This is a genomic window from Actinomadura sp. 3N407, from assembly GCF_052245875.1.
Taxonomy (GTDB): Bacteria; Actinomycetota; Actinomycetes; order Streptosporangiales; family Streptosporangiaceae; genus Spirillospora.
This window is the reverse complement of the sequence record NZ_JBQQBP010000007.1, coordinates 110,230-132,604: the sequence shown is the minus strand read 5'-3', so window position 1 is coordinate 132,604 and position 22,375 is coordinate 110,230. Positions and strand designations below refer to the sequence as shown.

Below are 22,375 nucleotides of genomic sequence, written 5' to 3'. Positions count from 1 at the left end.
ATGCGACCGTCGTCCCGAACGGAGTGACCACGCGATGAGCCTCATGCCCGGGGGGCCGGGCACGGTGCCGCGTGGCACGTTCGTACACCCCGCCCTCTTCTACCGGGACGACGAGGAGTATCTCGCCGGCACCGTACCGTTCATCCTGGAGGGCCACGGGTCGGGCGAACCCGTCGCCGTCGCGGTGCCGCACGCGCGCCTGGCCGTGCTGCGCAAGGCGCTGGGCCCGGCGGAGGCCGACGTGACGTGGCTCGACATGTCGGAGGCGGGACGCAACCCCGGCCGCATCATCCCGGCCGTGCTGCGCGCGTTCGCCGACCGGCACACCGCCGGCCGGGTGCGGATCATCGGCGAGCCGGTGTGGCCCGGCCGGTCGGCCGCCGAGTATCCGGCCTGCGCCCAGCACGAGGCACTGATCAACCTGGCGTTCGAGGGACGCGACGTGTCGATCCTGTGCCCCTATGACGTGACCGGCCTGGACCCCGTCGCGATCGCCGACGCCCGCGCCACCCACCCGGTGCTGATCGACCGGCGGGGCGAGCACAGGAGCGGCGACTACGCGCCCCACCGCGTCATCCACGCCTACAACCGGCCGCTGCCGGAGCCGCACGGCGCGGTCTCGATGAGCTTCGACCTCGACTCGCTGCCCCTCGTCCGCGAGTTCGCCTGCCGGTGGGCGGCCCGCCTCGGCCTCGGCCCCGACGCGGTGGGCGACATGGAGCTCGCCGTCAGCGAGCTGGCCGCCAACTCCTGCCTGCACGGCGGCGGGTCGGGCACCGCGCGGCTGTGGTCGGAGGACGGCCATGTCCTCTGCGAGGTCCTGGACGCCGGGACGATCACCGACCCGCTCGCCGGACGCCGCCCCGCCGACATGAGCCCCAACGGCGGCCGCGGCATCCTCATGGTCAACCACCTGGCCGATCTCGTCCGCGTCCACACGGGCCCGGGCGGCACCGCGATCCGCGTCTACATGCGCAAGTGAGGGCATGGCACGCCGGCACCGGGCGGGCTTCCGGCGGAGCGTCCCCGTACCGGACGGCTGCTCCCCCGCGGTAGGCCCCGGCGATGCCGAGACTTGACCCCGCCATCAGGTGTAGTGGACGCACGACGGGAATGATCCGGGCGGCCGATCTCACCCGATCCTTATGGGGAACGATGCGTTTTCTTGCTCGCGCTCACCAGATGCCCGTCCGGATGATCGTCGGGGCGTTCATCGTGAACTCCGGCATGTCGAAGCTCAAGGGCGGCGACGAGGCGGCCGAGCAGACACATGCCATGGCCAAGACCGCCTATCCGGTCCTGGAGTCGCGGAATGCGCAGGAGTTCACCCGCATGCTCGGCACGTTCGAGCTCGCGCTCGGCAGCGCGCTGATGGTGCCGCTGGTCCCCTCGGTGCTCGCGGGCGCGGCGCTCACCGCGTTCTCCGGCGGGCTGACCGGTCTGTACCTGCGGACCCCCGGCATGCGGGAGCCCGGCGGGCTGCGTCCCACCCAGCAGGGCATCGGGCTCGCCAAGGACTCCTGGCTCGTCGGCATCGGCACCGCCCTCGTCCTGGAGGAGCTCGGCCGGGCCCGCGACGAGCGCTGCACCCGCCGCTGAGACGGCCGCTTGACGCGGCGCGGCCCGCCCGGTGAGGATCGGCGCGTCCCCAGGAGGCCGCGCCATGACGTCCCAGCCCCAGCCGTCACCGCCCGGGAGGGCGCGCGTCCACCCGGCGACGGCCGCCGACACCGCGGCGATCGCCGCCCTTCTCGGCCGCGCCTTCGACGACGACCCCGTCTGGCGGTGGCTGCTGCCCGACGACGCGTCCCGCGTACGGCGGCTGACCGGCCTGTTCGACATCATGCTCCGCCGGGTGCACCTTCCGCACGGCGCCACGGAGGCCACGGGACGGGACGGAACGGCCGAGGCGGCGGCCCTGTGGGATCCGCCCGGGCGGTGGCGTGTGCCCGTCCGCGCGCAGGCGGCCCAGGCGGTGCCGCTGCTGCGGGTTCTCGGCACGAGGGTGCCCGCCACGCTGCGCACGCTCGGCGCGATCGAGAAGCACCATCCTCGTGAGCCGCACTGGTACCTGGCGGTGCTCGGCACCGATCCCCCGGCGCAGGGCAACGGGCTGGGCGGCGCGCTGCTGCGGTCCCGCCTCGACCGCTGCGACGCCGAGGGGATCCCCGCGTACCTGGAGTCGTCCAAGGAGCGGAACGTCCCCTATTACGAGCGGTTCGGGTTCGAGGTGACGCGGGAGCTCGCTCTGCCGGGCAGGGGCTGCCCGCCGGTCTGGCTCATGTGGCGGGCGCCCGGAGAAGGCCCCTGATCCTTTCCGACAGCGGTTACGGCCAGGTGGTTAAGGCCGTGTCATGGCCGGATGCGGCCACGCATTCGAGGATGTCAAGCGTCCGGTGCGCGTCCGGCGGCCATCGGCGGTCCCGCCGCGTTCCTGCTGCCCGCCACCGGCGAATCCGGAACCGGCGGGACGCCGCCAAACGCGATTGGCCCGATGCGGCCACGCGGCGGACGGCTTTCGGACGGACCACCGAACACGCTTTCCCCTCACCGCCTCCGCCCGCCTACCGTCGAAGGTGAGTCACCACACCGCTCCCTCTGGTGAAGGCGACAGGTGAAGCGACATGACGACGGCCGCGACGCGCGCACCGGAGGCGCGGCTTGTCCTGCACAGGCCCGGCCCGGCCCGGATCCAGGACTATCTCCTCGGCGGCAAGGACAACTACGCCCCGGACCGCGACCTCGCCCACCGGATCCTCGAGGTCCTGCCGCAGTCGGCGGACGCGGCCCGCGCCGCCCGCGGCTACCTCGCCCGCGCCGTCCGGCTGCTCGCCGGCCTCGGCGTCCGGCAGTTCCTCGATCTCGGCTGCGGGCTGCCCAAGGCCGACAACCTGCACCAGATCGCCGCCCGGCACACCACCGGCACCCGCGTCGTCTACGTCGACGACGACCCGCTCGTCATCGCGCACGCCCGCGCACTGCTGGTCGACGGCGGCAACATCGCCGCGCTGCACGCCGACATCCGCGACCCGGCCTCGATCCTGGGCAGCCCGGAGGTCCGCCGCCTCATCGACCCGGCCGAGCCGGTCGCGCTGGTGTTCTCCTCCGTCCTGCACTTCCTGCCGGGCGCGGCCGACCTCGTCGCCGCCCTCGCCGGAACGGCCCCTCCCGGCAGCGCCGTCGTCGTCTCCCACGCCACCGCCGACTTCGCCCCGTCCGCGTTCGCCGAGGCCGCGCGGCGCTACCGGGAGGCGAGCGGCGCCCCGCTGTTCCCGCGCGGCGCGGGCGAGATCGCGCGGCTCCTCGGACCGTTCCGCCCGCTGCCCCCCGGCCTGGTGCCGCTCCCCCGCGGGCGCCCGTGCGGGATGACCCGGCCGGGCCACGAGCCGATCATGTACGGCGCCGTGGCCGTCCGCTGACCGTCCCCGGCGGGCCCGCCGGGGACGGTCAGCGAGTGTGGGGTTGGTCACAGCGAGTCCGGCGCCGGGCACCGTCCGTGCACCGCCGTCCACCTCGCCGGAGCACCGCTCCCGCTGGTCGCGAGGCATTCCGCGGCCGTCACGCTGAGTCAGCCGCCGGAACATCGCGTTAAGACGCATCTCATTCGCCCGTTGGAGGACGCGAACCGTCGGCACCTATGGTGGCGCGGATGGCGGCGAACACCCTGACCCCATCGCGCACACAGATCGGCTCCCGCGCGGAGAAGGCCCCACGGATGGGCTGGCTCGACGCCCTGCGCGGCCTCGCCGCCCTCGTGGTCGTGTTCGAGCATTCCCTGGACGTGCTGCTGCCGGAGGTGCGCCGGACGGCCAGCCCGTGGTTCGACTTCGGCCGCTACGGGGTGTTCGTGTTCTTCCTCGTCAGCGGCTACGTCGTCCCGTTCTCCCTGGAGCGGCGCGGAAGCGTCCGGCAGTTCTGGGCCGGGCGGTTCTTCCGGCTGTATCCGGCCTGGCTCGTGGCGGTCGCCCTCACGCTGGCGCTCAGCACGGCCGGTGCGTCCTACGGACTGCCGGCCGCGCTCGGCGACCGCCCCTGGGCGGCCGCCATCGCGCACATGACCATGCTTCAGGACCTCATGGGCGTGCCGAACGTCCTCAACGTCTTCTGGACGCTCTCCTACGAGATGGTCTTCTACCTGCTGGTGACGGCGATGTTCGTCGCCGGCGTCCACCGCTCCAGCGCGCGGGTGGCGCTGGGGTTCGGGGTGGGCGCCGCGATGCTGGGCGTGGCGCTGCCGTCCGGGCTGCTGGCCTCCCGCTGGCCGGACGGGACGGTCCTGGTCACCGTGCTGTTCCTGGCCGGCGGGCTCACGGCGATGATCAGCGGCCGGCGCGGGGTGCGCCGGGCGGGGGTGGCGGTCGTGGCGACGCTGGCGCTCTCCCTGCTCCTCCTCAACAGCCGCATCGGCGCCATCGAGAGCCTGTGCATCATCGCGACGATGTTCGCGGGAACGGCCGTCCGGGGCGTCCAGGACGGGCGGCTGCGCACCTGGCCCGCCGTCGCGATGATCGCGGTCGTCCCCGTCTTCACGCTGGCGGCGGGCATGCGCACACCGACCACGTGGGCCCTGCACGCCAACCCGAACCCCCTCGGCCCGGACTGGTCCATCGCCGTCGGCGCCGCGTGGCTGACGTTCCTGGGCGGCCTCGCGCTGCGCCACCGCCCGATGCCCCGGGTCCTGGTGTGGTCCGGGCTGGTCAGCTACTCGGTCTACCTGCTGCATCCGCTGGTCGTCCAGGGGGTCTGGTACGCCGCCGGACGCGACCCGGGCGAACTTCCCGCCCTCGTGCGGCTGGGCTGGGGGGTCGTGCTGGTCACGGCCGTGCTCGGCTCCGCCGCGCTGGCGCACCGGTACGTCGAGCGCCCGGCCCAGCGCCTCGGGCGCCGCCTGACCGACCGGCGGGCGTCGCCGAGCGGCACCGCACCCCGGCCCGCCCGGACCTGAGCGCCGCCGGGCGCGGCGGCCGGAGGGTGATGACAGCGTTTCCCCTTCTTGCTTATGGTGAGGCCGGATTCACCCCCAGCGAGCCTCCCGGCGGAACGGATAGCGGATGACACAAGGGCCCATGCCCGCCGAGTTGCCCGAGCTGCTGCGCCAGCACCTGCAGTCCGCCGTCGCCGAGATGGAGCGGGAGATCCGCGACCAGGTCCCCGAGTACGCGGGCGACGACGGCGGCGAGTACGCCCAGCGGGTGGAGCGGACGGTCAGCGACACCGTCGCGTTCTTCGTCGACTCCGTCGATCACCCCAACGCCGACGCGCGCAAGCTCACCGAGCTGTACATGCAGCTCGGCGAGCAGGAGGCCAGGCAGGGCCGGAGCCTGGACGCGCTGCAGAACGCGATGCGGGTGAGCAGCCAGATCGCGTGCCGCCGCTTCATCAAGGACGCCTACCGGCTCGGCTGGTCGCGCGAGACGCTGGGCCGCCTGACCGACTCCCTGTTCATGCTTCTGGCACGGGTCGCCGACGCCGCCGCGCAGGGATACGCGCGCGAGCAGGGGCAGCTCGCGACCGAGCGGGAGCGCCGCCGGGACCGGCTGCGGGACCTGCTGATCGCCGAGCCGCCGCCCGCGCACGAGGCGATCTCCGAGCTGGCGGTGGCGGCCCGCTGGGACCTGCCGAAGAGCATCGGCCTGGTCGCGCTGCCCGCGGGGGCGCCCGCCGGGGCGCGGATCCTGCCGCCCGGGGTGCTGGCCGACTGGGAGGCGCCGATCCCGTTCCTCGTGGTGCCCGACCCGGAGGGCCCCGGCCAGGACCGGCTGTGGCCGGCGCTGCGCAGGCTCGGGACGGCGGCGATCGGGCCGGCCGTCCCGCTCGGGCGGGGCGGCGTCTCGCTGCGCTGGGCCCGGCACGCCCTGACGCTGGTGGACCGGGGGCTGCTGCCCGGCGGTGCCCCGGTCCGGTGCGTGGACCACATCGCGTCGCTGGCGACGCTGGCGGCGGACGAGCTGGTCGACGCGACCGCCTCCGCCGTCCTCGGGCCGCTGCTCGACCTGGCCCCGGCGCGCCGCCGGCCGCTCGCCGAGACCCTGCTGACCTATCTCCAGTGCGGCGACAACGCGGTGATCGCGGCGGAACGGCTCCACATCCACGAGCAGACCGTCCGGTACCGGCTGCGCCGCATCGCCGAGCTGACCGACGGGCGGTTCACCGAACTGGACGGCCGGCTCGACATGATGCTGATGCTCAGCTGGCTGGTGCGGTCCGCCCGCGCCGAGCAGGCGGAGTAGCCGGGCCGCACTCCGCGCCGGCCGCCGGCCCTTACAGGAACGCGGCGACGCGGCCGGCGAACTCCTCGGGCGTGACGATCTCGACGCCGAGCTTTTCGGCCTTGTCCTTCTTGGAGCCCGCCTTGCCCCCGGCGACGAGGAGGGACGTGCGGGCCGAGACCGACGAGGACGCCCGGCCGCCGGCGCGTTCGATCAGCTCGTTCACCTCGTTGCGGGACAGCCCGGCGAGCGGCCCGGACATCGCTCCGGTCGCGACGACGGACAGGCCGCTCAGCGGCAGGCCGGACGCGCCCGCCTCCCCGGCCTCCGCGTCCGGGGCGGGCTCGCCGGGGCCGGTGGCGCCCGGCTCGGTCATGGTCACGCCCGCGGCGACGAGCTTGTCGATCAGCGGGGCCAGCTCGGCGATCTCGGCGACCAGCACCGTGGCGCGCTCCGGGCCGACGCCCTCGACCTCCTGGAACGCCTCGGCGTCGGCGGCGCGGATCGCGTCCATCGCGCCGAAGTGGCGGGAGATGCGGCGCGACATGGACCGGCCGGTGCCGCGCACGCCGAGCGCGCAGAACACCTTGTTCAGCGGTTTGGCCTTCGCCGCCCCGATCGCGGCGAGGAGCGCGGCGGTGCTCGTCTCGCCCATCCGGTCCAGGGCGATGACCTGCTCGTGGGTCAGGACGAACAGGTCGGCGAAGTCGGTGATCAGCCCGGCGTCGATGAGCTGGTCGATGCGGTTCTCGCCGAGGCCCTCGATGTCGAGCTGGTCGCGGCCGACGGCGTACCGGACGGACGCGACGGCGTGGCAGGACCGGCCGCGCACGCACCGCCAGCGCTGCTGGGACGCGTCGATCTCGTCGCCGCAGCGGGGGCACGCCGACGGCACGCCGATCGGCCGCTCCTCGCCGGTGCGCAGATGCACCACCGGGGCCTCCACGCGGGGGATCACGTCACCGGCCTTGTAGACGGTGACGTGGTCGCCGATCCGCAGCCCGCGACGTTCGATGTCGGCGGCGTTGTGCAGGGTCGCGTAGGTGACGACCGAGCCGTCCACCTCGACGGGCTCCAGCACGGCGCGCGGCGCGATGACCCCGGTGCGGCCGACGTTCCACTCGACGTCCAGCAGCCGGGTGATCTTCTCGACGGCGGGCAGCTTGTAGGCGATGGCCCAGCGGGGCGCGCGGGAGGAGATCCCGGCGTCGGCCTGGTCGGCCGCGGCGTCCGCCTTGATCACGATGCCGTCGATGCCGAAGTCCAGCTCGGCGCGCAGCGCCGCGATCTCCTCGACCCGCTCGCGGACCCGCTCCATCGTGGTCGCGGTGATCGCGGGCACCGGCGTCGCCGCGGTGGTGTGCGCGCCGAGGCCGGCGACGAGCTCCATGATCCCGCTGTGCGGCAGCTCCCGCAGCCGCGCGGCCGTCCCCTCGTCGGTGCCGTCGAGCGGGAGGGCGCCGTAGGCGAAGAACGTCATCTCCACCCGGTAGGCGCGGTCCTTGGTGCGCAGCGACCCGGCGGCGGCGCTGCGCGGGTTGGCGAAGGGCGCTCCCCCGGCGGCCGTGCGGGCGGTGTTGGCGTCCTCGAACTGCGCGCGGGTCATCAGCACCTCGCCGCGCAGCTCGACGGTGACCGGTTCGGCGAGCCGCCCGGGCAGGCCGGTGATCATGCCGATGCCGCGGGAGACGTCCTCGCCGGCGGCGCCGTCGCCGCGCGTCACCAGCTGGACCAGACGCCCGCCCGAGTAGCGCGCCGAGATCGCCAGGCCGTCCAGTTTCGGCTCCACGCTCCAGGAGGCGACCTCGCGGCCGAGCCTGCGGAGCAGGCCCGCGGCCCACGCCTCCAGGCCCTCGGCGGAGAACACGTTGTCGAGGCTCAGCATCGGGACGGTGTGCGGGACGTCCCCGGCGACCGCTCCCCCGGCGACCTTGCCCGTCGGGGAGTCGGGCAGCACGTGCTCCGGGTGCTCGGCCTCGTAGGCGGCGATGCCGCGCACCAGCCGGTCGAAGGCGTCGTCGTCGAGCGGCGAGTCGCCCTCGCCGTAGTAGGCGGCGGAGGCGGAGACCGCGGTCTGGACGGCGGCGGCGTAGGCGCCCTGGTCGCCGATGTCGGTACGGGCCGGTGTCTCGGTCATGAGGCCATCTTGCCTGGTACCACCGACATTTCCGGTCGCGCCGGGCGGTGCGCGAGCACCCTGGTGATCAGGTGGAGGTCCTCTCCGACGGGAGCGTGTCGGACGGTCCGTCGCCCCGGGCGGCGGCCGCGGAGCGCGACAGCAGGGCCACCCCGGCGGTGAGGAGCACGGCGCTGACCGAGACGGCGGCGAACGCGGCCGCCGTCCGGGGCGGCAGCGTGTGGAAGGCGAGGACGGCCACCATGTACGAGGCGATGGGGTTGGTCATCGTCATCGCGGTCATCGCGGCGGGCAGCGACCCGGCGGCGAACGCCCGCTGCTCCAGCACGAGCCCGAGGAGCGTGCTGCCCGCCAGGGTGTAGCCCGGCCAGTCCGCGGCGGTGGCCGCGACGCCGTGGTCGACGAGGCTCGCGGTGGTGAGCTTGATCAGCACCGCGGTCGCCGCGAAGCACAGGCCGGCGCAGACGCCGAGCAGCGCGGCCCGGACCGGTCCCCTGCGCAGCCACGCGGCCCGGGACAGGACGATGATGAGCGGCGCGGCGACCAGCCCGGCGAGCAGCAGCCGCGGCCGGGACGGCTCGCCCGCGGGCGGGATCGCGCCCGGAACCGTGAACAGGACGGCGAGGCCCGCCGAGACGGCGATGCCGCCGAGCACGTCCATCCGGGCGGGGCGGCGTCCCGTGCCGATGGTGCCGAGCAGGATGGTGAAGACGAGCTGGGTGACCAGCAGCGGCTGGACGATGGCGGTCGAGCCGAAGTGCAGGGCGGCGGCCTGGGTGAAGAACCCGGTCATGTTCACGCCCCATCCGGTGAGCCACACCGGGTCGCGGAGCAGCTTGCGGATCAGCCCGTGCGCGGCCGTGGCGTCCATGCCGCCGTGCGCGGCGCGCCTGGCGGCGCGGTACTGCAGGGCGGCGGCCCCGGCGAACAGGAACGCGGCGAGCAGGCTGAACGCGACCGACCACGCCATCAGGGCGTTCCGGTCCGCGCGCCGCCGCCCGCGGGCGGGCGCTCGGCGTCGAGGAACGCCCACCGCTCCAGGTCGAGCAGAGCCCGCCCGTGCGTGTCACCGACCCTTCGCGCGCCGGTGAACGCGCCGGTGAAGAGGCGGGTGACCACCGGGTGCACGGCCGGCACCGCCGGCGCGACCCGTCCCCAGTCCGCCTCCCGCATCCCGGCCGCGACCGCTTCGGACCGGCTCACCACGCCCTCCCGCGTCCTCGTACAACGCGCCGCCCTCCCGATCATCATCCCCACGATCGATCTGTTTCCCGCAAGGCCGGCACCGGCTTCGCGGCACGATCGCGACACCGGCGGGCACAGGGGCCGCCTTCACGCACCGGGCCCGCGGACGTCCTCTGAGACCTGCATTCCCACATGCGCCACCACGGACGCCGGAGGCCGACGCGGTTTTTCCTGGGAAAACTCCCTCGAACCCCTTGACCTCAGGCGACAAACGGGCATAAATACGAGGGAAACAAAGATAAACGGGAGGGAAACCACATGCATCGGGGAACGGCGCACGCATGATCGTCACGGTGACGCTCAATCCGAGCCTCGACCGGACGATCGAGGTGGACGCGCTGACCCGCGGCGCGGTCATCCGGGCGCGGTCGGCACGGCTGGACCCGGGCGGCAAGGGCGTCAACGTCTCCCGGGCGCTGCTGGCCAACGGCGTCGCGTCCGCCGCCGTCGTCGCGGTCGGCGGCGACGACGGCGACCAGCTGCGGCGGCTGCTGGAGGCGGAGGGCATGCGGGTCCGCGCCGTCCGCGTCGCGGGCCGCACCCGGTCCAACGTGACGATCGTCGAGCCGGACGGCGTCGTCACCAAGCTGAACGAGCCCGGCGGCCCGCTGGCGCCCGGCGAACTGGACGAGATCGGCGCCGTCGTGGAGGCCGCGGCCGCCGGCGCGACCTGGGTGGTCGGCTGCGGCAGCCTGCCCCCCGGCGTCCCGGACGGCACCTACGCCGAGCTGTGCCGCAGGTTCGGGCCCGACGGCATCCGCGTCGCGGTCGACTCCAGCGGCGCGGCGCTGCGCGCCGCCGTCCCCGCCGGGCCCGACCTGATCAAGCCGAACCGGGAGGAGCTCGCCGAGGCCGTCGGCGGCCCGGTCGGCACCGTCGCCGACGCCGTCGAGGCCGCCGGCGAACTGCGGGCGCGCGGGGCACGCTCCGTCCTGGTCAGCCTCGGCGCCGAGGGGGCCGTGCTCGTCGACGACGACGGCGTCCTCACCGGCGAGGCGCCCGTCTCCCGGCCCCGCAGCACGGTCGGCGCCGGCGACGCCCTGCTCGCCGGGTTCCTCGCCGCGGGCGCCCGCGGCCCCGGCGCCCTCACCGAGGCGCTCGCCTGGGGCGCCGCGGCCGTCCGGATGCCCGCCAGCCGGATGCCGGGCGCCGCCGACGTCCGGCGCGACATCGTCCGCATCCATCCCCGGCCGGACCTCACCCGGCCCCTCGTCACCTAGCCCCGGTCACCAACCCCCCTGTTAGCACCCACCCCGATCGACAGGAGGCCCGAGATGGCCACCGACTACACCCCAGAGCCCGCGGGCAGCGGGCTCCGAGCGCAGGTCCAGCGGTTCGGCGGCAAACTGGCCGGGATGGTCATGCCGAACATCGGCGCGTTCATCGCCTGGGGCCTGATCACCGCGCTGTTCATCCCCACCGGCTGGCTGCCCAACGAGGACCTGGCCGAGCTGGTCGACCCGATGATCAAGTTCCTGCTGCCGCTGCTGATCGGCTACACCGGCGGCCGGATGGTGCACGGCCAGCGCGGCGCGGTCGTCGGCGCGGTCGCCACCGTCGGTATCATCGTCGGCTCCGACGTGCCGATGTTCCTCGGCGCGATGATCATCGGGCCGCTCACCGCGTACCTGCTGAAGCTGTTCGACGACCTCGTCCAGGAGCGCGTCCGGACCGGGTTCGAGATGCTCGTCGACAACTTCTCCGCCGGGATCATCGGCGGCGCCATGGCGGTCGCGGGCAACCGCGGCATCGGCCCGGTCATGAACACCTTCACCGAGTGGGCCGGCGACGGCGTCGGCTGGCTGGTCGACCACGACGTGCTGCTGCTCACGTCCCTGCTCATCGAGCCCGCGAAGGTGCTCTTCCTCAACAACGCCATCAACCACGGCGTGCTCGGCCCGCTCGGCGTGCAGCAGGCCGCCGAGACCGGCAAGTCCGTGCTGTTCATGCTGGAGTCCAACCCCGGGCCCGGCCTCGGCGTCCTGCTCGCCTACTGGTTCTTCGGCCCGAGGCGGCTGCGCCCGAGCGTCCCGGCCGCCGCGATCATCCACTTCTTCGGCGGCATCCACGAGATCTACTTCCCCTACATCCTGATGAAGCCGCGGATGATCCTCGCCGCGATCGCGGGCGGCATGACCGGCGTCGCGATCTTCACGGTGTCGGGCACCGGCCTCGTCGCGACCCCCTCGCCCGGCAGCATCTTCGCCTACCTCGCGCAGACGCCGCGCGGCGTGGGCAACTGGATCGGCGTCTACACCGGCATGCTCGCCTCCGCGGCCGTGTCCTTCGGCGTCGGCGCCGCCCTCCTCGGCTTCGGCAAGCTCGCCGAGCCCGCCGCCAAGGACGGCGACGACGCCGAAGAGAAGGCCGGCGCGGAGGGCGAGGAGAAGGCCGCGGAGGGCGAGGACGCCGCCGGCGGCACCGCCAAGGAGACCAGCGCCCACTGATCGGGCACCAGACCACCCGTCCCGACCACCCGTCCGAAAGGCACACCACGATGAACGGCAAGGACATCCGCAAACTCGTCATCGCCTGCGACGCCGGCATGGGCAGCAGCGTCATGCTCGCCGGGCAGCTCCGCAAGGCGCTGAAGAAGAACGACGTGACGGTCGAGCACACGCCCGTCGACTCCATCCCCGGCGACGCCGACGTGGTCGTCTGCCACACCGGCCTCGCCGGCCGCGCCCGGCGCGGCGCCGGCGACGCACCCGTGATCGCGTTCGAGGTCTACCTCGGCGACCCCGCCGTCGACCGGCTGGTCAAGGCGATCAAGGACGGCGGTGAGATCGGTGCCTGACCGGGCCGCCGGCCTGCTCGCCCCCGAGGCGATCCGGCTGGACGCCCGGGCCGGCGGCCGCGACGGCGCCGTCCGCGTCTGCGGGCAGGTGCTGGTGGACGTCGGCGCCGTCGAACCCGGCTACGTCGACGCGATGCTGGAGCGGGAGCGGTCGATCTCCACCTACCTCGGCGAAGGGGTGGCGATCCCGCACGGCACGTCCGAGGGCCGCGACCTCATCCACCGGGACGCGCTCGCCTTCGTCAGGTTCCCCGAGGGGACGGACTGGAACGGCAGCCCCGTCACCGTCTGCATCGCGATCGCGGCGCGCGGCGACGGGCACATGGAGATCCTCGCCGAGCTGGCCCAGACGCTCATGGACCCGGACAAGGCCCGCGAGCTGCGCGAGGCCGCCGATCCGCACCGGATCCTCGCCCTCCTCGACCCGCAGACCGAAGAACCGACAGATCCGCTACAGACAGGACAGGGACACTCCGTATGAAGGTCGCCCGTTTCTACGCACCCGGCGACATCCGCCTGGAGGACGCTCCGGAGCCGGCGCCCGGCCCCGGCGAGCTGAAGATCCGCGTCCGCAACTGCTCGACGTGCGGCACCGACGTCAAGATCTCCAGGTTCGGGCACCACCACATCGTCCCGCCGCGCGTGATGGGTCACGAGATCGCCGGCGAGGTCACCGAGGCCGGCGCGGGCGCCGGGGACTGGACGGCGGGCGACCGCGTCCAGGTCATCGCCGCCATCCCGGACGGGAAGTGCGCCGAGTGCCGCCGCGGCCGGATGACGGTCTGCACCGCTCAGGAGTCGATGGGATACCACTACGACGGCGCGTTCGCCGAATACATGATCGTCCCGGCGAAGGTGCTGGCGGTGGAGGGGGTGAACCGGATCCCGGACGGCGTCTCGTTCGCCGAGGCGTCGGTGGCCGAGCCGCTCGCCTGCGTCCTGAACGGCCAGGAGCTGGCGGGCGTCGGCGAGGGCGACGACGTCGTGGTGTTCGGCTCCGGGCCGGTGGGCTGCCTGCATGTGCGGGTCGCCCGCGCACGCGGCGCCGCCCGCGTGTTCCTCGTGGAGGTCAACGCCGAGCGGCTCGGCCAGGCGGCGGCGATCGTGAAGCCGGACGCCGCGATCGACGCGAGCGTCACCGACGTCGTCGAGGAGATCCTCCAGCGCACCGGCGGCCGCGGCGCCGACGTCGCGATCACCGCGGCCGCGTCGGGCGCCGCGCAGGAACAGGCGCAGCGGCTCGTCGCGCCCGGCGGCAGGGTCAGCCTGTTCGGCGGGCTGCCCAAGGACGACCCGGTCATCTCCGTCGACGCCAACCGCGTGCACTACCGGGAGCTGTCCCTGGTCGGCGCGAACGGGTCCAGCCCCGCCCACAACGCCCGCGCGCTGGACCTGATCGGCTCCGGGCGGGTGCCCGTCGAGGACCTCATCACCCACCGCCTTCCCCTGGACGACCTGCACGCCGCCCTCGACCTCGTCACCCGGGGCGCGGCGATCAAGGTCACGATCGAACCCTGACCCGAGCCGAACCCTGATTCGAAGGAGGCAGCCGTGCCCGAACGCACCGTCATCATCGGCTCGGCGCAGGGGCTGCACGCCCGCCCCGCGAAGATCTTCGTGCACATGGCCGCGCGGCAGCCCGTCCCGGTGTCCATCCGGGTCGGTGACCGCGCCGCGGTCCCGGCGAGCAGCATCCTCGGCGTGCTGTCCCTCGGCGCGGCCCAGGGCACGGAGGTGATCCTGTCCGCCGACGGCGACGGGGCGGCCGCCGCGCTGGACGAGCTGGCCGAGCTGCTCGCCGGCGACCTGGACGCCGAGGAACCCGACCATGTCTGACCCGCCCGTATCCGAGCTGCGCGGCCTCGGCGTCAGCCCGGGCACGGCGGCGGGCCCGGCCGAGGCGGCGGTGCCCGCGGCGCCCGGCCGCACCGCCGGCGGGCGCCCGGTCGACCTGATGGTGAACATCGGCGCCGCGTGCGCGGACCTGGCCGAACGCGGGCCGGCCGCCGATGGCCCGGCGGAGGCCCGCGCCCTCGCCCGCACGCACCACAATGGGGATGAACCGGAGCGGACGCGGGACGGGTGAGACGACGGTCATGTACGCCGAAGAACGACAGCAGGCGATCCTCGCGCTGGCGCGCTCGAAGGGCCGGGTGGACGTCGTCGCGCTGGCCGAGGAGTTCTCGGTCACCACCGAGACGATCCGCCGCGACCTGACCGTCCTCGAACGGGCCGGGACGATCCGCCGCGTTCACGGCGGCGCGATGCCGGTCGAGCGGCTCGGCTTCGAGCCCGAGCTGGCGGCGCGGGACGCGGTGATGACCGAGGAGAAGCAGCGCATCGCCAAGGCGGCGCTGGAGGAGCTGCCCGCCGACGGCTCGATCATCGTGGACGCCGGGACGACCACCGCCCGGTTCGTCCAGCTGCTGCCGTCCGACCGCGAGCTGACCGTGATCGTGAACTCGCCGCCGCACGCCTCGGTGCTGGCCACCCGCCCCAACCTGACCGTGATCATCCTGGGCGGGCGGGTGCGCGGCCGGACCCTGGCCACCGTGGACGACTGGGTGCTGCGCCCGCTGGCCGACCTGTGGGTGGACGTGGCGTTCATGGCGACCAACGGCTGCTCGGTCGAGCGCGGGCTGACCACCTCCGACCAGGCCGAGGCCGCGGTGAAGCGGGCGATGATCGCCTCGTCGCGGCGGCGGGTGCTGCTCACCGACCGCACCAAGATCGGGCACGACCATCTGGTGCGGTTCGGCGGCCTGTCCGACATCGACGTGCTCATCACCGACACCGGCCTGGACACCGATCTCGCCGCCGACCTCGCCGCCGAGGGCCCCGAGATCGTCCGCGCCTGACGGCGGCGCGGCTTCGTCGGGTCGGCTTCGTCGGGTCGGCGCCCGGCCCGGTAGGCTGACGGGCGCCGCGCCGGGGCGGCGGGACACTCCGGCCGATCCCGGACGGAGGTGGAGCGATGACGCAGGCGCCCGCGGGCCGGGCGGCCGGCCCCCTCTCCCTCCCCGACCGGCTGCTGGCCGTCGCGACGCGCATGTTCGCCGACAAGGGCTTCGAGAACACCTCCGTCCAGGAGATCGTCAACGCCGCCGGCGTCACCAAAGGCGCCATGTACCACTACTTCGGCTCGAAGGACGACCTTCTCTACGAGATCTACCACCGGCTCATCGGCCTGCAGATGTCATGCCTGGAGCAGATCGCGGACGGCCCGGGCGGCGCCGAGGAACGGCTCCGCGCCGCCGCCGTCGACGTCCTCGACACCTCGTTCCGCTACCTGGACGACTTCACCGTCTTCTTCCGCTCCACCCATCTGCTTCCCCGCGACCGCCGCGAGGCCGTCCGCGCCGAGCGCCGCCGCTACCACGAACGCTTCCGCGGCCTGGTCGAGGAAGGCCAGCGCGAAGGCGCGTTCCGCGACCGCGCCCCCGCCGACATCGCCGTCCACTTCTTCTTCGGCACCGTCCACCAGATCGGCACCTGGTACCGCCCCGGCGGCCGCCTGGAACCGGCCGCCATCAGCGAGCACTACGTGGACCTCTTCCTGAACGGGCTGAAGACCTAGCGGGCCGGGCTCGCCTTCTCCACGTGCTCGACCTTGAGGGCGGCGTCCCGGTGGCGGGCGCGGAGGGGCTTCTTGTCGAACTTGCCGACGGTGGTCTTCGGGATCTCGTCCAGGAACGTCCAGTACTCGGGGACCTGCCAGCGCGCCACCTTGCCGGCGAGGAAGGACGCGAGGCCGGCGGCCGTGGCGTCGGCGTCCGGGCGGAGGACGACGCAGGCCAGCGGACGCTCGTCCCACCGTGCGTCGGGAATGCCGATGACGGCCGCCTCCGCCACCGCCGGATGCGCCATGAGGTGGTTCTCCAGCTCGACCGAGGAGATCCATTCGCCGCCCGACTTGATGACGTCCTTCGCGCGGTCGGTGATCTGGAAGAAGCCGCGGTCGTCGATGGTGCCGATGTCGCCGGTGCGCAGCCAGCCGCCGTCGAACTTGTCCGGAGCGGGGTCCCGGTGGTAGGCGCCGGTGATCCACGGGCCGCGGACCTCGATCTCGCCGACGGCCCGGCCGTCCCACGGGAGTTCCGCGCCCGACTCGTCCACGATGCGCATCTCGACGCCGGCGGCGACACGGCCGGACTTCAGCCGCCAGTCCAGGTCCTCCGCGGTGCCGGGCGCGACGCCCGGCGGCGGGAACGCCATGCCGCCGAGCGGGCTGGTCTCCGTCATCCCCCAGCCCTGGACGATGCGCAGCCCGTAGCGCTCCTCGAACCGCTCGAGAAGGACGCGTGGTGCGGCGGCGCCGCCCGAGGTGCCCGCCCGGAGGGAGGAGAGGTCGAGTTCGTGCCGCTCCCCGTAGGCGAGGATCGCGTTCCAGATGGTGGGGACGGCGGACGCCAGCGTGCTGCGTTCTTCGGCGATGAACGCCGTGAGGTGCTCCGGCTGCATGAACGGGCCGGGCATGTGCAGCGTCGCGCCCGACAGGAAGGCCCCGTACGGCAGGCCCCAGGCGTTGACGTGGAACATGGGGACGATGGTCAGCACCCGGTCCGCCTCGGTGATGCCGATCAGCGACGCCGACTGCACGGCCATCGCGTGCAGGAACGTCGAGCGGTGGGAGTACACGACGCCCTTGGGGTCGCCCGTGGTGCCGCTGGTGTAGCACATCGACGCGGCGGCCCGCTCGTCCACCTCGGGCCAGTCGTAGCCGGGCTCCTCCGCGGCGAGCAGTTCGTGGTAGCGCAGGACGGGGGCGCCGTTGCCGTTGTCGCGCAGCGGTGCGGCGTCGCCGTCGCCGACGACCACGAACGCCTCGACGGCGGGCAGTTCGTGCACGACCCCGGCCAGCAGCGGGACGAGGGAGTCGTCGACGATGACGACCTGGTCGTCGGCGTGGTTGATGATGTGCGAGAGCTGCTCGGGGAACAGCCGGATGTTCAGCGTGTGCAGCACCGCGCCCATGGCCGGCACAGCGAAGTACGCCTCCAGGTGCTCCTGGCCGTTCCAGCAGAAGGTCGCCACCCGGTCGCCGCGCCGGACGCCGAGCCTGGCCAGCGCGGACGCGAGGCGCTCGGCGTTCTCGGCGATCCGCGCGAACGTGGCCCGCCTCGGTGTCCCGCCGCCCGTCCAGGTCACGCATTCGCTGCGGCCGTACACACGCGCGCCGTGCCGCAGGATCGCGGCGACCGACAGCGGGAAGTCCTGCATCGTGCTGGGGATCATGGCAATTCTCCGAGAAGACCGCGCCGGGGGAAAGACCGGCGGCATTGGCAATCGCACATACCGACCGGTCGGTTCACACTAATTTCAACGCCGCGCACCCGTCAATGTGCGGGTCAACAGTCTCCGTCCGCCGGTCCGCCGGTCAGCCGACGAGGACGGAGAGGGTCTCGGCGACGCAGACCGGCTTGTCGCCGCCCTCGCGTTCGATCGTGACGCGCACCGCGGCCCGCGCGCCGGAGGGGCCGCGTTCCAGCGACAGCAGTTCGGCTCCGGCGCGGATCCGCGAGCCCACCGGCACCGGCGCCGGGAACCGCACCTTGTCGGCGCCGTAGTTCACGCCCATCTTCAGGCCCTCGACCCGGTAGATCTCCGCGGCGAGCATGGGCAGCAGCGACAGGGTGAGGTAGCCGTGCGCGATCGTCCCGCCGAACGGGCCGCTCGCCGCCCGTTCCGGGTCGACGTGGATCCACTGATGGTCGCCGGTCGCGTCGGCGAACAGGCCGACCTGCTCCTGCGTGATCGTGTGCCACTCGCTGTGGCCGAGGTGGCTTCCGACGGCCTTCTCGAACTCGTCGACTCCGCTGAACGTCCGCATGCGGTCGTGACCTCCGTACGACGACTTTTCCGTGAACGGCACGATGACAACATACCGACCAGTTGGTATGCAATGCCCGGGATGAAGCTGCTCGTGGGCCGGGAGCGATCCCGGCCGGCGAGCGGGACGGCCCCGCGGCGTCCGCCCCGGCACCGCGGGACCGTCCAGCCCGCCGGCAGGTCGCCGGCGCGTACGGCTGACGCGCGGGCCCCCCTCCTGCACACGGCCCGTCGGCACCATCGCGATCCGGCTCTCACCATGTACAGCGCCTACACGCCGTGATGTGTCACCCACCCGACCGTTACCAGTGAGTACACATGGTCCACCAGGGCATATGCGCCGACTCCGGTTTCCGGGTCCAGCGTCTCGGCCGAACCCCCGGGCGCGTCGATACGGACATAGAGCGGGGCGGACCTGGACAAGATTCGCAGAACGTTCACCCGGTGTGCGTCCGGCCACCAAAACGCGCCGATCTTTTCGCGCCCGGACGTATTGCCGGGAGGCGGCCCCGGGCGTTGGATCTGCGCTATGAAGATCGCCGCGCGGGCGGCGATGGTCGTCGTGACCCTCCTCGCGACGCTCATCGCCCACCCCCTGCCCGCCGGGGCGTCCGACGACGCCCCAGGAACCTCCGAGCACACCATCACCATGGGCGACTGGGATCGCCCCTACCTCCTGCACGTCCCGCCGGAACACCGGCCCGGCCGGCCGCTGCCGCTCATCGTGGCGCTGCACGGCGGCCTGAACGATCCCGAATACGTCCGCGAGCAGAGCGGGCTCGACGAGGTCGCCGACGACGCCGGCTACGTCGTCGCCTACCCCGAGGGCCTCCTCGGCACATGGAACGCGGGAGCGTGCTGCTGGTTCGCCCGCTGGGCGGGCGTCGACGACGTCGCGTTCCTCGACAAGCTGATCGGCACGCTGGTGGAGCAGGGCATCGCCGATCCGCGCCGGGTCTTCGTGACCGGCTTCTCCAACGGCGGCGGCATGGCCTACCGGTACGCGTGCGAGCGCTCGGCGAAGGTCGCCGGGATCGCCGTGGTGTCGGGCGCGCTCGCCATCGGCTGCACGCCCGGACATCCCACGTCCGTCCTGGCGTTCCACGGCACATGGGATCCGTCCGTCCCCTACCACGGCGGCGGGAACATGGACGCGGACGTCGACTTCCCGTTCTTCTCCGTCCAGGTCACCATGGAGTTCTGGCGGTGGATGAACAAGCTGCCCGCGCTGTCGTGGCCGGTGCCCGGCGGACCGGACGGCTGCGTCGGCACCGGCCCGGGGCCTCTGCTCGTCGCGCTCTGCACGGAACAGCAGGGCGGTCACGAATGGCCCGGCTACGCCAGCGAGCTGATAGCGGAGTTCTTCACCGCGCGCCCCTCGCTGCCGAAGGGGACCTGACGGGCGGCGCGGCGGCACGCCGCCCGCCACGCGTCGGGCCGCCGCACGTCAGGCCGTCACGCGTCAGGCCGTCAGGCTCCGGGGACGCAGGTCCGTCCAGTTCCGCGTGATGTGGTCCAGGCAGTCGGGCCGGGACGCGGGGCCGAACGCCGTCGTCCAGCCCGGCGGGACGTCGGCGAACGCCGGCCACAGGGAGTGCTGGCCCTCGTCGTTGACGAGGACCAGGAACGTCCCGTCGGCGTCGTCGAACGGGTTGGTCATCATGCCCCTTTCTGAAGGACGCCGGAGGCGACGCGGGCGGAGCGGCGGGCGATGGAGCGAACGATCTCCCCGGTGCGCACGGCGGTCATGGACAGCAGCGACGACGCGATGCCGTGGCTGTGCTCGGTGGCGCCCTGGAGGTAGACGCCCCACTCCCGGCCGGGCTCGGTGGCGATGCGGTAGTCGCGTTCCATCACCGGGCGTCCGTCCGGCCCGGCCAGGCAGTGCGCGCCCGCCTCGCCGAGCAGGTCGAACGGATCGCGTTCGCGGTAGCCGGTGGCGTAGACGAGGGCGTCGGCGTCCAGGTCCGCCGCCTCGCCGGTGGGCAGGAACCCCACCCGCACCCGCAGACCCCCGGCGTCGTCCTGGACGTCCATGACGCGGGAGACGTTGAGGATGCGGAGCCGTTCGGCGCCCGCCACCTTCTCGGCGTAGGAGCGCCGGTAGAGCTCGTCGATGAGGTCGAGGTCCACCACCGAGTAGTTGGTGTTGCGCGAGTACTCGAACAGCATCTGCTTCACGTCGCCGGAGGCCGCGTAGTAGTGGTCGACGGCCTCCGGGTCGAAGATGCGGTTGGCGAACGCGCTGTCGTCGGCGGGCGAGTACCCGTACCGGGAGAAGACCGCGCAGATCTCGGCCTCGGTGAAGGTGCGGTGCAGATACTCGACGGCCTCGGCGGCGCTCTGCCCCGCCCCCACGACCACGAGCCGCTTCGGGGTCCAGCCCGGCCGTTCGCCCAGCCGGGTGAGGAGGTCCTCGGTGTGCCAGATCCGCTCGCCCGGACGGACGCCCTCGGGCAGGACGGGTTCGAGCCCGGCGCCGACGACCACGTTGCGGGTCAGGTGCGTCTCCAGTTCGTCGTCGCGGCGCACGACGACTTCGAGGGTCTCGTCGTCGTGCGGCCGCAGCGCGACCACCTCGGACCGGTACCGGACGCGGTCGGCGAACGCGGCGGCGGTCCATTCGAGGTAGTCGTGGAACTCGATCCGGGTGGGGAACATCGTCTTGTGGTTGACGAAGTCGACCAGCCGGCCCCTGGCGTGCAGGTAGGACAGGAACGAGTACCGGCTCGCGGGGTTGCGCAGTGTCACCAGGTCCTTGAGGAAGTGGACCTGCATGGTGGCGCCGTCGATCAGCATGCCCCGGTGCCAGCCGAACTCCGGCTGCCTCTCGAAGAACACCGCGTCCGCGCCCGGTCCGCGCCCCGCGCCGTGCTCTTCGTCGAGCGCGACGGCGAGGGCGAGGTTGGACGGGCCGAACCCGATGCCCACCACGTCATGGACGGGGGTCTGCACGCGCACCTCCGGCATCAGGCGGACTTGGCCTTGGCCGCGGCCTCGGCGATCTTCGGGACGACCTGGTCGATGACGTAGGGGACCGCCAGGGGGGTGGGGGTGCGCAGCGGCCAGAACGCCTTCAGGTCGACCGGCACGTAGGAGCCGCGCTCGACGGCGGCGAGGCCGGAGAACAGCTTGTTGCCCTCGACCTTCTTCTGCGTGGCCGGGTCGTTGTTGTAGTGGCTGATGAGCACGTCCACGTCCAGCACCGAGACCTTCTCCATGCTGAGCTCGGCGGCGAAGCCCTCACCCGGAAGCTTCTTCAGCGACTCGGGCAGCACCATGCCGAACTGGCTGAGCAGCTTGACGCTGGTGTCCCCCTCGGACTTCATCACGCCGATGTTCCCGTTCGGGAAGACGCTGGTGAACGCGAACGTCCTGCCCTTCAGCTCGGGGTGCTTCTCTTTCACCTGGGCGATCTGGCCGTCCACCTTGCCGACCAGGGCCTTTCCGTCCTCGGGGCGGCCGATGGCCGTGGCGGCCTGCAGGGTGATCTGCTGCCAGGCGTCCTCGGCGGGGCCGGTCTGGTACGCGACGGTCGGGGCGAGCTTGGAGAGCTTCTCGTACTCCTTGTCGATGTAGAAGTCGCCGGCGGCGAGGATGAGGTCGGGGCGCAGGGCGGCGATCTCCTCCAGGTTGAACCCGGCCTCGCCGGCCTTGAGCAGCTTGGGCTTCTCACCGGTGATCTTGGGCGCGCTCCAGGGGGCGAGGCCGTCTGGCTGGACGCCGGTCAGCTCCGCCATGCCGACGGGCGTGACACCGAGGGCGAGCAGCGCGTCCTGGTCGACCTCGCCGAGCGCGACGATCCGCTTCGGCTGGGACTCGATCGTGGCGGTGCCGAGCTTGTGGGTGATCGTGACGGGGAACGCCCCGGCGGACCCGCCGCCGGAGGCGCCGCCCGCGGGTTCGTCGTCGCCGCAGGCGGCGACCATGCCCAGGCTCAGGACGAGTGCCGCCGTGACGGCCACACGCCGCATCATGGTGCGCATAGAGGACCGGTGTCCTTCCACATCTCTCAGGGGAGCCAGGAATACAGGGGTTTTCGACCGAGATCTTAGGTTAGCCTCACCTAACCATGCAATGGGTGCGAGGGTATGAGCCGCCTCACTGCAGCAGGGCCACTACGGGGCGACCCGCTACAGGGGCACCCACTGCAGGGCC

At 73.1% G+C, this 22,375-nt stretch carries 24 protein-coding genes; 16 read left to right on the top strand and 8 right to left on the bottom strand.

Going from position 1 to position 22,375, the window contains the following annotated elements; genetic code table 11:
- Positions 1-34: 34 nt before the first annotated feature.
- The 6 genes from ACTWPP_RS19365 to ACTWPP_RS19340 all read left to right on the top strand — a co-directional run bounded on the left by ACTWPP_RS19365 (position 35) and on the right by ACTWPP_RS19340 (position 6,230).
- A complete protein-coding gene (locus ACTWPP_RS19365) occupies positions 35-982 on the top strand; it encodes an anti-sigma factor RsbA family regulatory protein (RefSeq protein ID WP_443105687.1) in 948 nt (315 codons plus the stop codon).
- Between the two features lie 173 nt (positions 983-1,155).
- On the top strand, positions 1,156-1,599 hold the full coding sequence (locus ACTWPP_RS19360; protein WP_443105686.1) for a hypothetical protein: 444 nt from the start codon (positions 1,156-1,158) through the stop codon (positions 1,597-1,599).
- Positions 1,600-1,663: 64 nt separating this feature from the next.
- Positions 1,664-2,311, top strand: a complete 648-nt coding sequence (locus ACTWPP_RS19355) for a GNAT family N-acetyltransferase (protein ID WP_443105685.1) — start codon at positions 1,664-1,666, stop codon at positions 2,309-2,311.
- Between the two features lie 313 nt (positions 2,312-2,624).
- Positions 2,625-3,419, top strand: a complete 795-nt coding sequence (locus ACTWPP_RS19350; protein ID WP_443105684.1) for an SAM-dependent methyltransferase — start codon at positions 2,625-2,627, stop codon at positions 3,417-3,419.
- 230 nt (positions 3,420-3,649) lie between these two features.
- Complete coding sequence (locus ACTWPP_RS19345) at positions 3,650-4,945, top strand: acyltransferase family protein (RefSeq protein WP_443105683.1); 1,296 nt, start codon at positions 3,650-3,652, stop codon at positions 4,943-4,945.
- 106 nt (positions 4,946-5,051) lie between these two features.
- Positions 5,052-6,230: a helix-turn-helix domain-containing protein gene (locus tag ACTWPP_RS19340; protein WP_443105682.1), complete on the top strand. Its 1,179-nt coding sequence runs from the start codon at positions 5,052-5,054 to the stop codon at positions 6,228-6,230.
- A 31-nt stretch (positions 6,231-6,261) separates the two neighbouring features.
- Here ACTWPP_RS19340 and ligA read toward each other — a convergent pair whose 3' ends face one another.
- The 3 genes from ligA to ACTWPP_RS19325 form a co-directional block, all read right to left on the bottom strand.
- Positions 6,262-8,346 carry an NAD-dependent DNA ligase LigA gene (gene ligA / locus ACTWPP_RS19335; RefSeq protein ID WP_443105681.1) on the bottom strand — a complete coding sequence of 695 codons (2,085 nt, stop codon included), beginning with the start codon at positions 8,344-8,346 and terminating at the stop codon, positions 6,262-6,264.
- A gap of 67 nt (positions 8,347-8,413) precedes the next feature.
- Complete coding sequence (locus tag ACTWPP_RS19330) at positions 8,414-9,316, bottom strand: DMT family transporter (protein ID WP_443105680.1); 903 nt, start codon at positions 9,314-9,316, stop codon at positions 8,414-8,416.
- Positions 9,316-9,549 (bottom strand): hypothetical protein, encoded by a 234-nt coding sequence (locus ACTWPP_RS19325; protein ID WP_443105679.1) that lies wholly within the window; start codon positions 9,547-9,549, stop codon positions 9,316-9,318. Before ACTWPP_RS19325 ends, ACTWPP_RS19330 begins: the two co-directional genes overlap by 1 nt.
- A 335-nt stretch (positions 9,550-9,884) precedes the next feature.
- Here ACTWPP_RS19325 and pfkB point away from each other — a divergent pair, with 335 nt between their 5' ends.
- The 9 genes from pfkB (at position 9,885) to ACTWPP_RS19280 (ending at position 15,965) form a co-directional block, all read left to right on the top strand.
- Complete coding sequence (gene pfkB / locus ACTWPP_RS19320) at positions 9,885-10,811, top strand: 1-phosphofructokinase (protein WP_443105678.1); 927 nt, start codon at positions 9,885-9,887, stop codon at positions 10,809-10,811.
- Positions 10,812-10,865: 54 nt separating this feature from the next.
- A complete protein-coding gene (gene mtlA / locus ACTWPP_RS19315; protein ID WP_443105677.1) occupies positions 10,866-12,038 on the top strand; it encodes a mannitol-specific PTS transporter subunit IIC in 1,173 nt (390 codons plus the stop codon).
- Positions 12,039-12,088: 50 nt separating this feature from the next.
- Complete coding sequence (locus ACTWPP_RS19310) at positions 12,089-12,388, top strand: PTS lactose transporter subunit IIB (protein WP_443105676.1); 300 nt, start codon at positions 12,089-12,091, stop codon at positions 12,386-12,388.
- Positions 12,372-12,869: a PTS sugar transporter subunit IIA gene (locus ACTWPP_RS19305; RefSeq protein ID WP_443105675.1), complete on the top strand. Its 498-nt coding sequence runs from the start codon at positions 12,372-12,374 to the stop codon at positions 12,867-12,869. The genes ACTWPP_RS19310 and ACTWPP_RS19305 overlap by 17 nt, the downstream gene beginning before the upstream one ends.
- Positions 12,866-13,906, top strand: coding sequence for a zinc-dependent dehydrogenase (locus ACTWPP_RS19300; protein ID WP_443105674.1), 1,041 nt, complete (start codon positions 12,866-12,868; stop codon positions 13,904-13,906). The genes ACTWPP_RS19305 and ACTWPP_RS19300 overlap by 4 nt, the downstream gene beginning before the upstream one ends.
- Before the next feature lie 33 nt (positions 13,907-13,939).
- Entirely contained in the window at positions 13,940-14,224 is a 285-nt protein-coding gene (locus ACTWPP_RS19295; RefSeq protein ID WP_443105673.1) for an HPr family phosphocarrier protein, read from the top strand.
- Positions 14,217-14,474, top strand: a complete 258-nt coding sequence (locus tag ACTWPP_RS19290) for a hypothetical protein (protein ID WP_443105672.1) — start codon at positions 14,217-14,219, stop codon at positions 14,472-14,474. The genes ACTWPP_RS19295 and ACTWPP_RS19290 overlap by 8 nt, the downstream gene beginning before the upstream one ends.
- A 10-nt stretch (positions 14,475-14,484) precedes the next feature.
- Positions 14,485-15,246, top strand: coding sequence for a DeoR/GlpR family DNA-binding transcription regulator (locus ACTWPP_RS19285; protein WP_443105979.1), 762 nt, complete (start codon positions 14,485-14,487; stop codon positions 15,244-15,246).
- Positions 15,247-15,362: 116 nt separating this feature from the next.
- Entirely contained in the window at positions 15,363-15,965 is a 603-nt protein-coding gene (locus ACTWPP_RS19280) for a TetR/AcrR family transcriptional regulator (protein WP_443105671.1), read from the top strand.
- Here the strand turns inward: ACTWPP_RS19280 and ACTWPP_RS19275 are convergent.
- Both ACTWPP_RS19275 and ACTWPP_RS19270 read right to left on the bottom strand, forming a co-directional pair.
- Positions 15,962-17,623 (bottom strand): long-chain fatty acid--CoA ligase, encoded by a 1,662-nt coding sequence (locus tag ACTWPP_RS19275; protein ID WP_443105670.1) that lies wholly within the window; start codon positions 17,621-17,623, stop codon positions 15,962-15,964. The genes ACTWPP_RS19280 and ACTWPP_RS19275 overlap by 4 nt on opposite strands.
- Before the next feature lie 142 nt (positions 17,624-17,765).
- Positions 17,766-18,218: a MaoC family dehydratase gene (locus ACTWPP_RS19270; RefSeq protein ID WP_443105978.1), complete on the bottom strand. Its 453-nt coding sequence runs from the start codon at positions 18,216-18,218 to the stop codon at positions 17,766-17,768.
- A gap of 528 nt (positions 18,219-18,746) precedes the next feature.
- On the opposite strand from ACTWPP_RS19270, the gene ACTWPP_RS19265 reads away from it, so the two are divergent.
- On the top strand, positions 18,747-19,616 hold the full coding sequence (locus ACTWPP_RS19265) for an alpha/beta hydrolase family esterase (RefSeq protein ID WP_443105669.1): 870 nt from the start codon (positions 18,747-18,749) through the stop codon (positions 19,614-19,616).
- Between the two features lie 63 nt (positions 19,617-19,679).
- Here ACTWPP_RS19265 and ACTWPP_RS19260 read toward each other — a convergent pair whose 3' ends face one another.
- The 3 genes from ACTWPP_RS19260 to ACTWPP_RS19250 are packed head-to-tail and all read right to left on the bottom strand — an operon-like array spanning position 19,680 to position 22,203.
- Complete coding sequence (locus tag ACTWPP_RS19260; protein WP_443105977.1) at positions 19,680-19,877, bottom strand: MbtH family protein; 198 nt, start codon at positions 19,875-19,877, stop codon at positions 19,680-19,682.
- Positions 19,877-21,187, bottom strand: coding sequence for a lysine N(6)-hydroxylase/L-ornithine N(5)-oxygenase family protein (locus ACTWPP_RS19255; RefSeq protein WP_443105668.1), 1,311 nt, complete (start codon positions 21,185-21,187; stop codon positions 19,877-19,879). Before ACTWPP_RS19255 ends, ACTWPP_RS19260 begins: the two co-directional genes overlap by 1 nt.
- Positions 21,187-22,203, bottom strand: coding sequence for an iron-siderophore ABC transporter substrate-binding protein (locus tag ACTWPP_RS19250; RefSeq protein WP_443105667.1), 1,017 nt, complete (start codon positions 22,201-22,203; stop codon positions 21,187-21,189). The genes ACTWPP_RS19255 and ACTWPP_RS19250 overlap by 1 nt, the downstream gene beginning before the upstream one ends.
- Positions 22,204-22,375: the final 172 nt, after the last annotated feature.

Coding starts and splice junctions, on each gene's coding strand:
- ACTWPP_RS19365 (WP_443105687.1), top strand. CDS start 35: ATGAGCCTCATGCCCGGGGGGCCGGGCACGGTGCCGCGTGGCACGTTC.
- ACTWPP_RS19360 (WP_443105686.1), top strand. CDS start 1,156: ATGCGTTTTCTTGCTCGCGCTCACCAGATGCCCGTCCGGATGATCGTC.
- ACTWPP_RS19355 (WP_443105685.1), top strand. CDS start 1,664: ATGACGTCCCAGCCCCAGCCGTCACCGCCCGGGAGGGCGCGCGTCCAC.
- ACTWPP_RS19350 (WP_443105684.1), top strand. CDS start 2,625: ATGACGACGGCCGCGACGCGCGCACCGGAGGCGCGGCTTGTCCTGCAC.
- ACTWPP_RS19345 (WP_443105683.1), top strand. CDS start 3,650: ATGGCGGCGAACACCCTGACCCCATCGCGCACACAGATCGGCTCCCGC.
- ACTWPP_RS19340 (WP_443105682.1), top strand. CDS start 5,052: ATGACACAAGGGCCCATGCCCGCCGAGTTGCCCGAGCTGCTGCGCCAG.
- ligA (WP_443105681.1), bottom strand. CDS start 8,346: ATGACCGAGACACCGGCCCGTACCGACATCGGCGACCAGGGCGCCTAC.
- ACTWPP_RS19330 (WP_443105680.1), bottom strand. CDS start 9,316: ATGGCGTGGTCGGTCGCGTTCAGCCTGCTCGCCGCGTTCCTGTTCGCC.
- mtlA (WP_443105677.1), top strand. CDS start 10,866: ATGGCCACCGACTACACCCCAGAGCCCGCGGGCAGCGGGCTCCGAGCG.
- ACTWPP_RS19310 (WP_443105676.1), top strand. CDS start 12,089: ATGAACGGCAAGGACATCCGCAAACTCGTCATCGCCTGCGACGCCGGC.
- ACTWPP_RS19300 (WP_443105674.1), top strand. CDS start 12,866: ATGAAGGTCGCCCGTTTCTACGCACCCGGCGACATCCGCCTGGAGGAC.
- ACTWPP_RS19290 (WP_443105672.1), top strand. CDS start 14,217: ATGTCTGACCCGCCCGTATCCGAGCTGCGCGGCCTCGGCGTCAGCCCG.
- ACTWPP_RS19285 (WP_443105979.1), top strand. CDS start 14,485: ATGTACGCCGAAGAACGACAGCAGGCGATCCTCGCGCTGGCGCGCTCG.
- ACTWPP_RS19280 (WP_443105671.1), top strand. CDS start 15,363: ATGACGCAGGCGCCCGCGGGCCGGGCGGCCGGCCCCCTCTCCCTCCCC.
- ACTWPP_RS19275 (WP_443105670.1), bottom strand. CDS start 17,623: ATGATCCCCAGCACGATGCAGGACTTCCCGCTGTCGGTCGCCGCGATC.
- ACTWPP_RS19270 (WP_443105978.1), bottom strand. CDS start 18,218: ATGCGGACGTTCAGCGGAGTCGACGAGTTCGAGAAGGCCGTCGGAAGC.
- ACTWPP_RS19265 (WP_443105669.1), top strand. CDS start 18,747: ATGAAGATCGCCGCGCGGGCGGCGATGGTCGTCGTGACCCTCCTCGCG.
- ACTWPP_RS19260 (WP_443105977.1), bottom strand. CDS start 19,877: ATGACCAACCCGTTCGACGACGCCGACGGGACGTTCCTGGTCCTCGTC.
- ACTWPP_RS19255 (WP_443105668.1), bottom strand. CDS start 21,187: ATGCCGGAGGTGCGCGTGCAGACCCCCGTCCATGACGTGGTGGGCATC.
- ACTWPP_RS19250 (WP_443105667.1), bottom strand. CDS start 22,203: ATGCGCACCATGATGCGGCGTGTGGCCGTCACGGCGGCACTCGTCCTG.